Consider the following 14,328-nt stretch of genomic DNA (forward strand, 5'->3'; position numbering starts at 1 on the left):
TCCTCCCGTTACCGTTACTCTGGGTTGTCCGCGAGTGATCTCGCCGCCCGGACGCAGTGGGCGAGCGCCTCGCGTGCGTACGCGGGAGAGGCCCCCGCGAGACCGCACGACGGGGTGATCACCAAGGACTCGGCGAGAGTCCCCGGATTCAGCCCCAGCCTGCGCCACAGCGTCCTGACACCCATGACGCTACCGGCAGGGTCCGACAATGGGGCGTCGGTGCCCGGCACGACCCCGGCGAAGAGTTTCGTGCCCGCCTCCACCGCCTCGCCGATGGTGTCCTCGTCACGTTCCGTGAGCAGTCCGAAGTCGAAGGAGACACCGGCCACGCCGGCCCGGCGCAGCAGGGCGAAGGGCACGTCGGGCGCGCAGGAGTGCACGACCACCGCCCCCTCGTTGACCGCGCCGACCTGCCGGAGCGCGCCCTCGACCAGCTGCCGGTCCGCCGCGCGGTGCGTGCGGTAGCCGCTGGCCGACCGGATGTGGCCGCGCAGGACGGCGGTGAGGGACGGCTCGTCGATCTGGAGGACGACCCGCGCGCCGGGGATGCGGCGGCGTACGTCCGCGAGGTGCTCGGTGAGCCCTTCGACCAGGGACGCCGTGAGGTCCCGGCAGGCGCCGGGGTCGCTGAGCGCCGACTCGCCGTTGCGCAGTTCCAGGGCGGCGGCCAGCGTCCACGGTCCGACGGCCTGGACCTTGAGCGCTCCCTCGTACCCCTGGGTGAACTCCTCCAGCGCGTCGAGGTCCTCCCCCAGCCAGGACCGGGCCCGCTTGGTGTCCCGCCCCGGGCGGTCGCCGATGCGCCACCCGCTGGGCTCCACGCGCGCGTAGACCTCGGCGAGCAGGCCGACCGTACGACCGATCATGTCGGCGCCGGGTCCCCGGGCGGGCAGTTCGGGCAGGTACGGGAAGCCCTCGAAGGTCCCGGTGACCTGACGGGCCGTCTCCCGCGCGTCCCCGCCGGGCATGGACCCGACGCCGGTGGCGGGGCCCCACGGGACTCCGGGGGGCGTGTCGTCGCTCATCGGCCCGGCCTGACGGTCATGTCGTGGATCTCCGCGTCACGCGGCAGGTCGAGCGCCGTGAGGAACGCCGTCGCCACCGACTCCGGGTCGATGACGCTCGACGCGTCGTACTCCTTGCCCTCGTGCTGGTGGATCTTGACCTGCATCGGGGTCGCCGTACGCCCCGGATAGACGGACGTCACCCGGACCCCGTTCGGCCGCTCCTCCTCGCGCAGCGCGTCGGCGAGCGCCTTGAGGCCGTGCTTCGACGCGGCGTACGCGGCCCACTCGGCGTTCGCGCGCAGACCGGACCCCGAGTTGACGAAGATCACCTGCCCCTTGGCGGCCCGCAGTTGGGGCAGGAAGAGGCGGGTCAGTTCGGCCGGGGCGATCAGGTTCACGTTGAGCTGGTGGTGCCACCCCTTGGGCGAGAAGTCCCCGACAGGACCGAGGTCGACCACCCCGGCGAAGTGCAGGAGCGAGTCCAGGCGGTCCGGCAGCACCTGGTGGGACATGGCCCAGGCGAGCCGGTCGGGGACGGCGAGGTCGCCGACGAGCGCGCGGGAGCCGGGATAGAGGGCGGCAAGTTCCTTGCCGCGGCCCGCGTCGCGGGCGATCAGCAGCAGGTCGTCGCCGCGTTCGTGGAGCCGGCGGGCGACGACCGCTCCCATGCCGGAACCGGCCCCGGTGATCAGATGTGTAGCCATGGGGTCATCGTCGCATCACGGGAACACCGCCCCGCACCCGCGCGCTCGCGCGCTCTTCCGGCTCACTGCACGCCGAGCGATTCCTCCAGGTACGCGAGCGCGCCGACCCCGTCCTCGGCGAAGAAGACCAGGTCGAGGAGGGGCACCGGCAGGAAGCCGTCCTCGTCCATCCGCTGGAGCTGCTGCTTGAGCCCGTCGTAGAAGCCCGCCGTGTTGAGCAGCACCACCGGCTTGCTGTGCAGGGCGTGCTTCTTCAGCTCCAGGATCTCGGTCGCCTCGTCCAGCGTGCCCGCCCCGCCGACCATGACCACGATCGCGTCGGCCTTGGCGAGGAGCAGCGCCTTCCGCTCCGCCAGATCGCGGGCGAAGACCATCTCGTCGGCCGTGGCCCTGGCCGAGTCCGCCAGGAAACCGACGGAGACACCGACCAGCCGGCCGCCGGCCTTCTCCACGCCGTCGGCGACGACCCCCATCAGCCCCCTGTCAGAACCGCCCCACACCAGCGTGTGGCCACCCTTGCCGATCAGTTCGGCGAATTCGCGGGCGGGGCCGGTGTAGCGCTCGTCGAGGTCGGCGGCGGAGAGGAAGACACAGATGTTCATCCGACCACCGTAAAGGTCGGGGTGTCGGGAAGACCACGCGGTGGTCCGGTGCTGAAGGGTGTGGGGCGGGCACTCCCCGCCGTACATCCCGAAGGGACGGATGATCATGGCCGCAGGGCACACCATCACCATCGAGCAGGGCACCACCCACGTACGCGTCGTCCGGGACGGGCAGGTGCTCGCGGAGAGCCGCCGCCCGCTGCTCCTGCACGAGACGGGCCTGCCGGTCCGTTACTACATCCCGCCGGAGGACGTCAGGACCGAGTTGCTGACCTCGTCGGACACGAGCACCCACTGCCCGTGGAAGGGCGACGCCTCGTACTGGTCGCTCCCCGATGCCCCTGACCTGGTCTGGGGGTACGAGGAGCCGAAGGAGGAAGTCGCGCGGATCAAGGGCCACTTCTGCTTCTACGACACCGAGGTCCTGGCAGCCTGAGCGTGGGCCGCGCAGAGGCGTGAGGGAGCCCGCGAAAAGAATGTCCGCGCCCGAGCGATGAGTTGTGCCGGCCCCGCCGGTCTCCCCCGGTATGAACATTGCGTGCAAGGCGAAGTCGGGGGACGGCACTCTCATCGCGTACCGGCGGACGGGCGGCGGACCGCCCCTGATCCTGGTGAGCGGGACCCTCGGCACCGCCGAGACGGAGACCCGGCTCGCCGAGCTGCTCGCGCCGCGTTTCGAGGTGTTCGTCTACGACCGCCGGGGGCGCGGCGCGAGCGGTGACACCCGTCCGTACGAGGTGCGGCGCGAGATCGAGGACCTGGCGAGCCTGATCGCGGAGGCGGGTGGCAGCGCTTCCGTGTACGGCATGTCGGCGGGGGCGATCCTCGTCCTGGAGGCGGCGGCGGCCGGGCTGCCGATCACCCAGTTCGCGTTGTACGAGCCCCCGTACCCCACCGACGTCTCGGTCCTGCCGGGCCGCAAGGCGTTCACCGAGCGGCTGACCGACCTGCTGGCCCAGGGGCGGCGGGACGGCGCGGTGGAGCTGTTCCTGTCGATGGTGGGCACACCGCACGACCTGATCGCGGGGATGCGCCGGTCGGCGGTCTGGCCGGGACTGAGGGCGATCGCGCACACCCTGGCGTACGACAACGCCCTGGTGGGCCTGGAACCGGTCCCCCTGGACCGGCTGGCGACGATCGGGACCCGGGGGATGGTGGTGGACGGCGGAGCCAGTACGAGAGCGTTACGCGCGGCCGCGAAGGCAGTGGCCTCGGCCCTGCCTCGCGGCCGTCACCGCACCCTGACGGGTCAGACGCACGAAGTGGCGCCGCATGTGCTGGCGCCGGTGCTGACGGACTTCTTCACGGCGTGACGTCCCCTCCCCCGCCCCGCGCTCCGGGTCAGCGCACCGCGCCCGTCGGCAGCAGCGCGTGCACGCCCCACACCTGGTTGGCGACCTGCGTGACCCGCAGGTCGACCGTCGCACTCGCCAGCGCCAGCGCGGTCGCGCGGTCCAGCCCGAAGAGCGACCCCATCCACGTCAGCATGGCGTCCAGGGCCTGCGCCGACGCCTCGTTCAGGTCCGCGTCGAAGCCGAAGGTGATCCGGCCCGCCGGAGTCACCGCGTGCACGGTCGGCACCGGCGGCGCCGTCTCCACGTCCAGCGTCAGCCGGGTGGTCATGCCGCACTCCACCGCCGTACCGGACACCTCGCCGTCCCCCTGGACCGCGTGGCCGTCCCCGACGCACAGCAGCGCGTCGTCCACGGTGACCGGCAGGAACAGCGTCGATCCCGCGACCAGCTCCCGGCAGTCGATGTTGCCGCCGCCCGCCACCCGGGGCGGCACGGTGGGATGCTCGCCCCGTTCGGCGGGCGGCAGGCCGATGACGCCGAGGAAGGGGGCCAGCGACACGGTGTGCCCGTACTGGTTCGTCCCCGTACCCGCGTCGGCGTCCAGCTCCCACAGCAGCCAGGACGGCTCCGCGTCCGCGAGCCCGAGCCGCCGGTTGAGCGGGGTGTCCGCGGCGGCGGCCACGGTCCAGCCCCACGGGTCGGGGCGCAGGGACTCCACCCGCACCGCGAGCGCCGTCCCAGGACGGGCGCCGCGCACGGCTATCGGGCCGGCGAGGCAGTGCCCCGGCCGGCCGCCGAACATCTTAGGCCGCTGCTCCCCCGGGGTGCGCTGCCGCTCCAGGTGACCCGACGCGTCCAGGGAGTGGACGACAACCGTGTCCCCCGGGTCGACGGTCAGCACCGGGGGCAGGTCGCGCGAGAAGACGTTGGTGACCGTGCCGGGCACGGAGTCCAGCCGGTGTTCGGCCACGTGAGCCCTTCCTTAGGAGGTTCGACTCGCCCGTCAGCCCGCCAGCGCGTCGGTACGGCGCCGCTCGGTCGTCGCGATCGTCGCCGAACCCACCACGCGTGTGCCGTCGTAGAGCACGATCGCCTGCCCCGGGGCCACACCACGGACCGGGGCGTCGAACGTGACGCGCAGCGTGCCGTCGCGCAGTTCCGCCTCGACCGGTGTCTCGTCGCCGTGGGCGCGGAGCTGCGCGGTGTACGTGCCCCGCCCCTCCGGAGCCGTACCGCCGCACCAGCGGGGCTTGATCGCGGTCAGGGCGGTGACGTCCAGCGCGGCGGCCGGGCCGACCGTGACGGTGTTGTCCACCGGCGAGATGTCCAGGACGTAGCGGGGCTTGCCGTCGGCGGCCGGGTGGCCGATCCGCAGGCCCTTGCGCTGGCCGATGGTGAAGCCGAACGCGCCCTCGTGGCTGCCGATCTTGGCGCCGGACTCGTCGACGATGTCGCCCTCGGCCTTGCCGAGGCGCTTCGCCAGGAAACCCTGGGTGTCACCGTCCGCGATGAAGCAGATGTCGTGGCTGTCGGGCTTCTTCGCGACGGCCAGGCCCCTGCGCTCGGCCTCCGCGCGGATCTCGTCCTTCGTGGTGAGGGTGTCGCCCAGCGGGAACATCGCGTGGGCGAGCTGGCGCTCGTCCAGGACACCGAGGACGTACGACTGGTCCTTGGCCATGTCGCTCGCGCGGTGCAGCTCGCGCGCGCCGCCGGGGCCGGTGACGACCGTCGCGTAGTGGCCGGTGCAGACCGCGTCGAAGCCGAGGGCCAGGGCCTTGTCCAGCAGCGCCGCGAACTTGATCTTCTCGTTGCAGCGCAGGCACGGGTTGGGCGTACGGCCCGCCTCGTACTCGGCCACGAAGTCGTCCACGACGTCCTCGCGGAAACGTTCCGCGAGGTCCCATACGTAGAAGGGGATGCCGATCACGTCGGCCGCGCGGCGGGCGTCGCGGGAGTCCTCGATCGTGCAACAGCCCCGCGCGCCCGTGCGGAACGACTGCGGGTTCGCGGAGAGCGCCAGGTGGACGCCGGTCACGTCGTGTCCCGCCTCGGCGGCGCGCGCGGCGGCGACGGCGGAGTCCACACCGCCGGACATGGCGGCGAGCACACGGAGGGGACGCTGGGTTGTCTGAGTCATAGCCCCACCAGAGTACGTGGACCGGGGAACCACAGTCGCGTGAGTATGCGTTGACGATCACATGGGCGAGAAAAAGGGCAGCCGGCGTGCGGGCGGGACCGGCGAGGGCAGCGGCAGACCCGGGCGGCGGGCGGTGCTGATCGGCGGCGCGGCCGCGGTGCTGGGCGCGGGCGTCCTGGCGCGGGACAGGCTGGCGCCGTACTGGTGGCGGGTGCCCGGCATCGAGAAGCCGCGCAAGGAGGGCGAGCTGGACTACGCGGCGGCGGAGTGGGTCGCGGCCTCCTCGGCGAACTGGCGGCGGGCGGACCGCCCCGACGACTACCGCGTGGACCGGGTGGTGATCCATGTCGTCCAGGGCAGTTACGCGACGGCGCTGAAGGTCTTCCGGGACCCGGGTCACGCGGCCGCCGCGCACTACGTGGTGCGCAAGGACGGTCATGTGGCGCAGATGATCCGCGAGCTGGACGTGGGGTTCCACGCGGGGAACCGGTCGTACAACGAACGGTCCATCGGCATCGAGCACGAAGGGTTCGTGGACGACAGGGATTCGTTCACGACGGCGATGTACCGCTCGTCGGCGAGGCTGACGGCGCAGATATGCGAGCGGTACGGGATACCGGTGGACCGCCGGCACATCATCGGCCACGTGGAGGTCCCGGGCACGGACCACACGGACCCGGGCCCCCACTGGGACTGGGGCCGCTACTTGAAGCTGGTAAGGGAGGCAAGGGACGCGCCCGACGTGCCGCCGACACCGACGTCCCCACCGACCCCGGCACGCACCCGGAAGGCCTAGCTGAGGCCCGCGCTCCTGGCCCGCTCGACCGCCGGCCCGATCGCCGCCGCGAGCGCCTCGACGTCCTCGCGGGTCGACGTGTGGCCGAGCGAGAAGCGCAGGGTGCCGCGCGCCAGGTCGGGATCGGAGCCGGTGGCCAGCAGGACGTGGCTGGGCTGGGCGATTCCCGCCGTGCACGCGGAGCCCGTCGAGCAGGCGATGCCCTGGGCGTCGAGCAGGAGGAGCAGCGAGTCGCCCTCGCAACCGGGGAAGCTGAAGTGCGCGTTGGCGGGGAGGCGGTCGACGGGGTCGCCGCCGAGGACCGCGTCGGGGACGGACTTCCGTACCGCGTCGACCAGTTCGTCCCGCAGGGCGCCGATCTCCCGGGCGAAGTCCGCGCGCCCCTCGGCGGCGAGCCGGCCCGCGACGGCGAAGGCGGCGATGGCCGGCACGTCGAGGGTGCCGGAGCGCACACGGCGTTCCTGACCGCCGCCGTGCAGGACGGGCACGGGGGTGTACTCCCGGCCCAGCAGGAGCGCGCCGATGCCGTACGGGCCACCGATCTTGTGACCGGAGACGGTCATCGCGGCGAGCCCCGACGCGCCGAAGTCCACCTCGGTCTGGCCGAAGGCCTGGACGGCGTCGGAGTGCAGCGGGATGCCGAACTCCGCGGCGATCTGGGCCAGTTCGGGTACGTCGGTGAGGGTGCCGATCTCGTTGTTGGCCCACATGACGGTGGCGAGGGCCACGTCGTCGGGGTCACGCGCGATCGCCTCGCGCAGCGTCTCGGGGCGGACCCTGCCGTACGCGTCGACCGGCAGGTACTCGACGGTCGCGCCCTCGTGCGTGCCGAGCCAGTCGACGGCGTCGAGGACGGCGTGGTGTTCCACGGGGCTGGCGAGCACGCGTGTCCTGGCCGGGTCCGCGTCGCGGCGGGCCCAGTAGAGACCCTTCACCGCGAGGTTGTCGGCCTCCGTGCCGCCCGAGGTGAAGACCACCTCGCTGGGCCGCGCGCCCAGAGCCTCCGCGAGCGCCTCGCGGGCCTCCTCGACGGTACGGCGGGCGCGGCGGCCGGGGGCGTGGAGCGAGGACGCGTTGCCGGCGAGGCCGAGCTGGGCGGTCATCGCGTCGATCGCCTCTGGCAGCATCGGGGTGGTCGCGGCGTGGTCGAGGTAAGCCATGATGTCCCCGATTCTACGAGCCGTTACCGCCGGGCGGCGCGGGGGTCCGTTGCGGTTCGTGTTGTCCTCAATCGCCGGACCGGCTTTGTTTGTGGCGTCTGCCCGGTGCGGGCGGGTGCGGCTTACTGATTGTCCTCAATCGCCGGACGGGCTTGGTTGTGCCCGCTGCGGGCCGGTGGCCATGGTGCGGGTTGTCGCCGGGGGCCGGGCAGGGGTCGTGTCCTGCACTGCATGTTTTACGTCGCGTTCGGGCACTTGCTTTGTTCACCGGTAGCCACGCGACACAAAACACGCTCTACGTTCCGGACACGACCCCTGCCCGTCCCCCTTCCACGCCCGCGTTACTACCCGGCCCACCCCAGGCGGGGAGTCGTTGCGTCTCCCGTCCGGCGTGAGGGGGGTGGGGTCGGAGGAGGTGCGTGTGTCCGGACGTAAAGCGTGTTTTGTGGCGCATGGCTACCGTGAATGTCCGGAGCTCCTGAGGCGCCGTAAAACATGCAGTCCGGACATACGTACCTCCGCAGGCCCCGCCCCCCGTCACCACGACAAACCCAAGCCCGTCCGGCGATTGAGGACATCAGTAAGCGCAACCAAACGCACCGGGCAGACGCCACAAACCAGCCCGTCCGGCGCTTGAGGACAATCAGGAACCCGCACCCACCACCGGCCGCAACGCTCGCGGCGCACGCCAGTGAAACCGCATCGCCAGAAGCCGGAGCACAAACGCGATCACCACCGCGCCCCCACTCGTCACCCCGTTCAGCGCGTCGAAGCGTATGCACAACGCCACCACCGCCGCCCCCACCATCGCCGGCACGGCATACAGATCGCGGTCCCACCGCAGCAGCGACGGCACCTCGTTGGCCAGGACGTCCCGCAGGACACCGCCACCGACCGCCGTCGCCAGCCCCAGCGCCGCCGACGCGGTCAGGCCGAGGCCGTAGTCGTACGCTTTCGTCGTACCGGTGACACAGAAGAGTCCGAGCCCCGCCGCGTCGAAGACGTTCACCGCACCCTGGATCCGCTCCACCTGCGGATGTAGGAAGAACACCAGCGCGGTCGCCACCAGCGGGGTGGAGAAGTAGCCGAGATCGGTGAAGGCCGCCGGCGGCACCGCCCCGATGACCAGGTCGCGCAGCAGGCCCCCGCCCAGCGCGGTGACCTCGGCGAGCACGGCCATGCCGAAGACGTCGAAGTTCTTCCGGACGGCGAGCAGGGCGCCGGATATCGCGAAGACGAAGATCCCGGCGAGGTCCAGGGCGTGCTGGACGGAGGGGGTGATGAGGTCGTGGAGCACCCGGTCATTGTGCCGGGCGCCCCGGGCCGGGGTACCAGGAGGCTCCCGGCCCGCCTCTTCGCCGCCTGCTCTCGGCCTCGCCTCGGGCCTACTCCTTGGTGGTGCCCTGCGCCCCGCCCGCCTCGGAAGACGCCTCGGGACCGGTCCCGGGAGCAGCGGGCTCCGACGGCTCCGACGCCTTCGGCGTCACCAGCTCGATCGCGTCCCGCGCGGCGGACAGCAGCACCGTGTCCTGCGGCGCCTGATCCGGCGCGTTCTCCGGATGGTGGCACGCCACCTGCTGGCCCGGCTTCAGCAGCTGCATCGGCGGGTCGATCGTCTTGCAGATCTCCGTCGCCTTCCAGCACCGCGTGTGGAAGCGGCACCCGGTCGGCGGCGAGATCGGCGACGGCACGTCGCCCTTGAGCAGGATGCGGTCGCTCTTCGCACCGCGCCGCCGCGGGTCCGGCACGGGCACCGCGGACATCAGGGCCTTCGTGTACGGGTGCATCGGAGCCGCGTACAGCGACTCACGGTCCGCCAGTTCCACGATCTTGCCGAGGTACATGACCGCGATCCGGTCCGAGACGTGCCGGATGACCGACAGGTCGTGGGCGATGATCACGTACGTCAGGCCCAGCTCGTCCTGGAGGTCGTCCAGCAGGTTGACCACCTGCGCCTGGATCGACACGTCCAGCGCGGACACCGGCTCGTCGGCGACGACGAGCTTGGGGTTGAGCGCGAGCGCGCGGGCGATGCCGATGCGCTGGCGCTGGCCGCCGGAGAACTCGTGCGGGTACCGGTTGTAGTGCTCGGGGCTGAGCCCCACCAGCTCCAGCAGTCCCTGGACCTTCTTCTTGACGCCGCCCTCGGGCTCCACGCCCTGGAGCTTGAACGGCGCGGACACGATCGTGCCGATCGTGTGCCGCGGGTTCAGCGACGAGTAGGGGTCCTGGAAGATCATCTGGACGTCGCGCCGCATCGGGCGCATCCCGCGCACGCCCAGGTGCGAGATGTCACGGCCCTGGAACTCGATCTGACCGCCGGTCGGTTCCAGCAGGCGCGTGATCAGCCGGCCCATGGTCGACTTGCCGCAGCCCGACTCGCCCACCACGCCCAGCGTCTCACCGGCGCGCACGTCGAAGTCGATGCCGTCGACGGCCTTGACCGAGCCGACCTGGCGCTGGAGGAGGCCCTTCCTGATGGGGAAGTGCTTCTGGAGCCCGGTGACCTTGAGCAGGGTCTCGCCCGGGGCGGGGTCCTTGGTCAGGAGGCCGGCGCCGGCGCTCTGGGCGGGAATCGTCACGTCTTTGTCCTCGCTCACAGCTTGGGCGCAATCTCTTCGGTCCAGATGCGGTCCCGGTCCTGCTCCGACATGTGACAGGCCGCCCAGTGCCCGCTCTCGACCTGGGTCAACTCGGGCCGCGTGGTGCGGGTGATGTTGCCCTTGGGTACGTCGGCGTACGGGCAGCGCGGGTTGAAGGCGCAGCCCGTCGGCATGTTGATCAGGGAGGGCGGGGAGCCCTTGACCGGGATGAGGCGCTCGGTCTGTTCCCTGTCGATGCGCGGCATGGAACCGAGCAGACCCCAGGTGTAGGGGTGCCGGGGCTCGTAGAAGACCTTCTCGGCGGGCCCGCGCTCGATGCACCGGCCGCCGTACATCACGAGGATGTCGTCGGCCAGTTCGGCGACGACGCCCAGGTCGTGCGTGATGATGATGACCGCGGAGCCGAACTCCTTCTGGAGGTCGCGGATCAGGTCCAGGATCTGGGCCTGGACCGTCACGTCGAGAGCCGTGGTCGGCTCGTCGGCGATCAGCAGGTCGGGGTTGTTGACCAGCGACATCGCGATCATCGCGCGCTGCCGCATACCGCCCGAGAACTCGTGCGGGTAGGAGTCCACCCGCTTGTCGGGCTGCGGGATGCCGACGCGGTCGAGCATCTCGATGGCGCGGCGGCGCGCGGCCTTCTTGTCCACCTTGTGGTGGACCTGGTAGGCCTCGATGATCTGCTTGCCGATGGTGTAGTACGGGTGCAGGGCCGACAGCGGGTCCTGGAAGATCATCGCCATGTCCCGGCCGCGGAGCTTGCGCACCCGGTCCGGTGAGGCGGTGAGCAGTTCCTCGCCGTTCAGCCAGATCTCTCCGGAGACCTGTGCCTTGCGCTTCCCGTACTGCCCGGTGGTGTGCAGCCCCATGATGCCCATCGAGGTGACGGACTTCCCGGAGCCGGACTCGCCGACGATGCCGAGGGTCTTGCCCTTCTCCAGCTGGAAGCTGAGCCCGTCGACCGACTTGACGAGACCGTCGTCCGTGGGGAAGTGGACGCGGAGGTCTCGTACGTCGAGAAAGGCCTCGGAGGGGCGGGTGCCCCCGGCGACGGGCTCGCCGATGGCGGAGCCCGTCCTGCTCAGGTCGGTCATGCGAGCCTCACTCGAGGGTCGATCACGGCGTACAGGATGTCCACGGCCAGGTTCGCGAGAATCACCGCGAGGGACGTGATCAGCGTGACGCCCAGGATCACCGGCAGGTCCCGGTCGTTGATCGCCTTGAGCACGGCCTGGCCGAGGCCGGGAAGGCTGAAGGTCGTCTCGGTGAGGATCGCGCCGCCGATGAGGGCGCCGAGGTCCATGCCGAGCAGGGTGAGGATCGGCGTCATCGTGGAGCGCATGGCGTGCTTGCCGATGACGACGGGTTCGCTCAGGCCCTTGGCCCTGGCGGTGCGGATGTAGTCCTCACCCATCACCTCCAGCATGGTGGCTCTGGTGATACGGGCGTACATCGCCGCGTACAGGAAGGCGAGCGTGACCCAGGGCAGGATCATGCCGCCGAACCATCCGGTGAAGCTGTCCGCCAGGGGTACGTACGAGGCGTCCAGCCAGCCCAGGCTGTAGTGGAAGATCGCCAGCGAGAGCAGACCGGTGAAGTAGATGGGGAGCGAGACGCCGCTCAGCGCGACGAGCATCGCGCCGCGGTCCCAGAAGGAACCGCGCTTGAGCGCCGACAGCACACCCGCCGCGAGGCCGAAGACCAGCCACAGGACGGCCGCACCGAGCGCCAGCGCCAGGGTCACCGGCAGACGGTCGGTGAGCACCGGCCAGATGGCCTGCTCGCTGCGGAACGAGTAACCGAAGCAGGGAGCGGCACAGTTGGTGACGTCGCCGCCAGCCGAGTAGGTGCGCCCGACAAAAATGCCCTTGAAGAACTCCCAGAGCTGGACGAAGATCGGGTCGCCCAGTTGGAGCTTCTGCCGGATGGCCTCCACGGCCGCGGCGTCGGACGTCTTGCCCACGTACATCGTGGCCGGGTCGACGCCCGCCCACTTGGGGACAAGGAAAAAGATGCAGAAGACCACCAACATGATGACCACCAGCATCACTGCGACGGCCATGAGCCGCCTGATGAGGTATGCGAGCACTGCTCTCGGCCCTGCGGCGGGACCGCGGGCCACCGGAGTTCGTCCGGTGGCCCGCGATCACGCCACGCCGGCCTTCACCTGCCTTTCGTGCCGTACGGCGGGTGTACCGGTGGTGGTTACTTCACAACGCCCAGGCTGGTGAAGTCGTAGTTACCGCTGTACCCGTCCGTCGTGTAGACGTTGGTCAGCCGGCTGGAACGCCAGTTGATGAACTTCTCGAAGGTGAAGGGCAGGTAGTACGCGCCCTCGCTCACCTGGTGGTTGATCTCGGTCGCGATGGAGGCCTTCTTCGCGGGGTCGAGCTCGGTGGTGAACTTGTCGAAGTTGGCGTCGATCTTCGGGTCCTTGATCAGCGCGAAGTTGTTGTTGGCGCTGGGCAGGATGTACTTGCTGTCCCACAGCGGCACGCCATAGCCCTGGACCGACGGGAAGTCGGGGCCCCAGCCCATGATGATGATGCCGTAGTTCTTCTTGTTGACGATCGTCGGGTTACCGATGATGCCCGAGGTCTGCGCACCGTCGTACTGGTCGAGCTCGGCGGTGATGCCGATCTTCTTCAGCGACGCCTGGAGCGACTGGGCGCTGGCGACCTCGACGGGCTTGTTGTTACGGACCGCGATGGTGGTCTTGAAGCCGTTGGGCTGACCGCAGGCCTTGAGCTCTTCCTTGGCCTTCGCGATGTCGCCGGTACCGTCGTTCGCGAGCACGTTGTACGGGTCGTACTTCTGGCCCTCGGAGCCGGGGACCGACGGGGGCAGCATGTTCGTGCCGATGTCGCCGCCCGCGAGCGGGCCGCCACGCGCGGTCTGGATCGACTTGTGGTCGGCCCCGTAGATGACCGCCTTGCGGCAGTGGATGTTGTCGAACGGCTTCACGCTCTGCGGGAACACGGCGTACCGGATGTAGCCCGAGACCGGGTTGTCCAGGTTGTTCTTGTGCTCCTTGAGCGCCTTGATGCGCGCCTGCGGGGAGAGACCGGTCTGCGAGAAGTCCAGGTCGTAGTCGCCCGCGAGGAGACGGTTGTCCATCTCGTCCGCGTTGGTGAAGAGCGTGATCGTGATCTTGTCCGGGAGCGCCTTGCGGACCGGGTCCGAGGACTGCTTCCAGGCGGTGTTACGGACGAGCACCGTGCCCTTGTTGGGCGTGTAGGACTCGAACTTGTACGGGCCCGAGGAGAACGGGTGCAGACCGTACTTGGACTTGGTGTCCTTGTCCTTGCGGACCGGGGACGAGGAGGTCAGGGCGAGCATCTCCTGGAAGTCCGAGTTCGGCGTCGGCAGGTGGAAGATGATCGTCTTCGGGTCCGGCGTCTCGATGGCCTTCAGGCCGTCCTTGGACGTGTCCTTGTACGGGCCCTTGTACGTGCCCTTCGGGTCCAGGACGTCCTTCAGGTAGACCGGACCGCCGGACAGCACGTCCTGCGCCCACTGGCGCTCGATGCCGTACTTGACGTCCTCGGAGGTGATGGTCTTGCCATCCTCCCAGGTGATGCCGTCACGCAGGGTGTACGTGTAGGTCTTCCCGTCGGGGGAGACCTTCGCCAGGCCCGTCGCCAGGTCCGGGGTGACCTCGGCGCCGGGCTTGCCCGGCTCCGCCTTGTTGGTCACCAGCTGGCGGCTGTAGTACCGCATGAAGTTCCACACGACGCCGTAGTAGGCGCGCGTGGTGTCCCAGGAGTCGGTGTCCTGGACGCTCGCGAACTTGAGCGTGCCGCCCTTCTTGGCGGAAGGGTTGGCGATCTTGTTGTTGCCCGCGTCGAAGCCGGCGGCGGCACTCTTGCCGCCCTCGTCCTTCGAGTCGCTGCCGCCGCCGCACGCCGCGGTGCCCAGCAGTGCCGCGGACACGAACGCAGCGGCGAAGACCTGCTTGCGCCGACCTCTGGTGCGTAGGGATGTCACGATCTCGGATCCTCCGTGTGAGTAACTGCCCGTGTGG

General features: G+C 70.3%; 14 protein-coding genes. 3 read left to right on the forward strand and 11 right to left on the reverse strand.

The window, feature by feature from the left end:
* Positions 1 to 14: 14 nt before the first annotated feature.
* The 3 genes from OG349_RS10490 to OG349_RS10500 form a co-directional block, all read right to left on the reverse strand.
* Positions 15 to 1,025, reverse strand: coding sequence for a methionine synthase (locus OG349_RS10490; protein ID WP_327234357.1), 1,011 nt, complete (start codon positions 1,023 to 1,025; stop codon positions 15 to 17).
* Positions 1,022 to 1,711 carry an SDR family oxidoreductase gene (locus tag OG349_RS10495; RefSeq protein WP_327234358.1) on the reverse strand — a complete coding sequence of 230 codons (690 nt, stop codon included), beginning with the start codon at positions 1,709 to 1,711 and terminating at the stop codon, positions 1,022 to 1,024. Before OG349_RS10495 ends, OG349_RS10490 begins: the two co-directional genes overlap by 4 nt.
* 62 nt (positions 1,712 to 1,773) lie before the next feature.
* Positions 1,774 to 2,313, reverse strand: coding sequence for a TIGR00730 family Rossman fold protein (locus tag OG349_RS10500; RefSeq protein WP_327234359.1), 540 nt, complete (start codon positions 2,311 to 2,313; stop codon positions 1,774 to 1,776).
* 106 nt (positions 2,314 to 2,419) lie between these two features.
* Here OG349_RS10500 and OG349_RS10505 point away from each other — a divergent pair, with 106 nt between their 5' ends.
* Positions 2,420 to 2,749 carry a DUF427 domain-containing protein gene (locus OG349_RS10505; RefSeq protein ID WP_161308308.1) on the forward strand — a complete coding sequence of 110 codons (330 nt, stop codon included), beginning with the start codon at positions 2,420 to 2,422 and terminating at the stop codon, positions 2,747 to 2,749.
* A 91-nt stretch (positions 2,750 to 2,840) separates the two neighbouring features.
* Positions 2,841 to 3,626, forward strand: coding sequence for an alpha/beta hydrolase (locus OG349_RS10510; RefSeq protein ID WP_327234360.1), 786 nt, complete (start codon positions 2,841 to 2,843; stop codon positions 3,624 to 3,626).
* Positions 3,627 to 3,654: 28 nt separating this feature from the next.
* Here the strand turns inward: OG349_RS10510 and OG349_RS10515 are convergent, their stop codons facing one another.
* A complete protein-coding gene (locus OG349_RS10515; RefSeq protein WP_327234361.1) occupies positions 3,655 to 4,578 on the reverse strand; it encodes an acetamidase/formamidase family protein in 924 nt (307 codons plus the stop codon).
* 33 nt (positions 4,579 to 4,611) lie between these two features.
* Positions 4,612 to 5,745, reverse strand: coding sequence for a tRNA 2-thiouridine(34) synthase MnmA (gene mnmA / locus OG349_RS10520; protein WP_327234362.1), 1,134 nt, complete (start codon positions 5,743 to 5,745; stop codon positions 4,612 to 4,614).
* A gap of 61 nt (positions 5,746 to 5,806) precedes the next feature.
* Here mnmA and OG349_RS10525 point away from each other — a divergent pair, with 61 nt between their 5' ends.
* Entirely contained in the window at positions 5,807 to 6,541 is a 735-nt protein-coding gene (locus OG349_RS10525; RefSeq protein WP_327234363.1) for an N-acetylmuramoyl-L-alanine amidase, read from the forward strand.
* Here OG349_RS10525 and OG349_RS10530 read toward each other — a convergent pair.
* The 6 genes from OG349_RS10530 to OG349_RS10555 all read right to left on the reverse strand — a co-directional run bounded on the left by OG349_RS10530 (position 6,538) and on the right by OG349_RS10555 (position 14,291).
* Positions 6,538 to 7,701, reverse strand: a complete 1,164-nt coding sequence (locus OG349_RS10530; protein ID WP_327234364.1) for a cysteine desulfurase family protein — start codon at positions 7,699 to 7,701, stop codon at positions 6,538 to 6,540. The two genes, OG349_RS10525 and OG349_RS10530, sit on opposite strands and share 4 nt — an antisense overlap.
* Before the next feature lie 643 nt (positions 7,702 to 8,344).
* A complete protein-coding gene (locus tag OG349_RS10535; RefSeq protein WP_327234365.1) occupies positions 8,345 to 8,998 on the reverse strand; it encodes a trimeric intracellular cation channel family protein in 654 nt (217 codons plus the stop codon).
* Between the two features lie 88 nt (positions 8,999 to 9,086).
* Positions 9,087 to 10,301 carry an ABC transporter ATP-binding protein gene (locus OG349_RS10540; protein WP_327234366.1) on the reverse strand — a complete coding sequence of 405 codons (1,215 nt, stop codon included), beginning with the start codon at positions 10,299 to 10,301 and terminating at the stop codon, positions 9,087 to 9,089.
* On the reverse strand, positions 10,298 to 11,398 hold the full coding sequence (locus tag OG349_RS10545) for an ABC transporter ATP-binding protein (RefSeq protein ID WP_327234367.1): 1,101 nt from the start codon (positions 11,396 to 11,398) through the stop codon (positions 10,298 to 10,300). The genes OG349_RS10540 and OG349_RS10545 overlap by 4 nt, the downstream gene beginning before the upstream one ends.
* Complete coding sequence (locus tag OG349_RS10550; RefSeq protein WP_161309850.1) at positions 11,395 to 12,393, reverse strand: ABC transporter permease; 999 nt, start codon at positions 12,391 to 12,393, stop codon at positions 11,395 to 11,397. The genes OG349_RS10545 and OG349_RS10550 overlap by 4 nt, the downstream gene beginning before the upstream one ends.
* 116 nt (positions 12,394 to 12,509) lie before the next feature.
* Positions 12,510 to 14,291 carry an ABC transporter substrate-binding protein gene (locus OG349_RS10555; RefSeq protein WP_327234368.1) on the reverse strand — a complete coding sequence of 594 codons (1,782 nt, stop codon included), beginning with the start codon at positions 14,289 to 14,291 and terminating at the stop codon, positions 12,510 to 12,512.
* Positions 14,292 to 14,328 lie beyond the last annotated feature (37 nt).

Source organism: Streptomyces sp. NBC_01317, from assembly GCF_035961655.1.
Classification (GTDB): domain Bacteria; phylum Actinomycetota; class Actinomycetes; order Streptomycetales; family Streptomycetaceae; genus Streptomyces.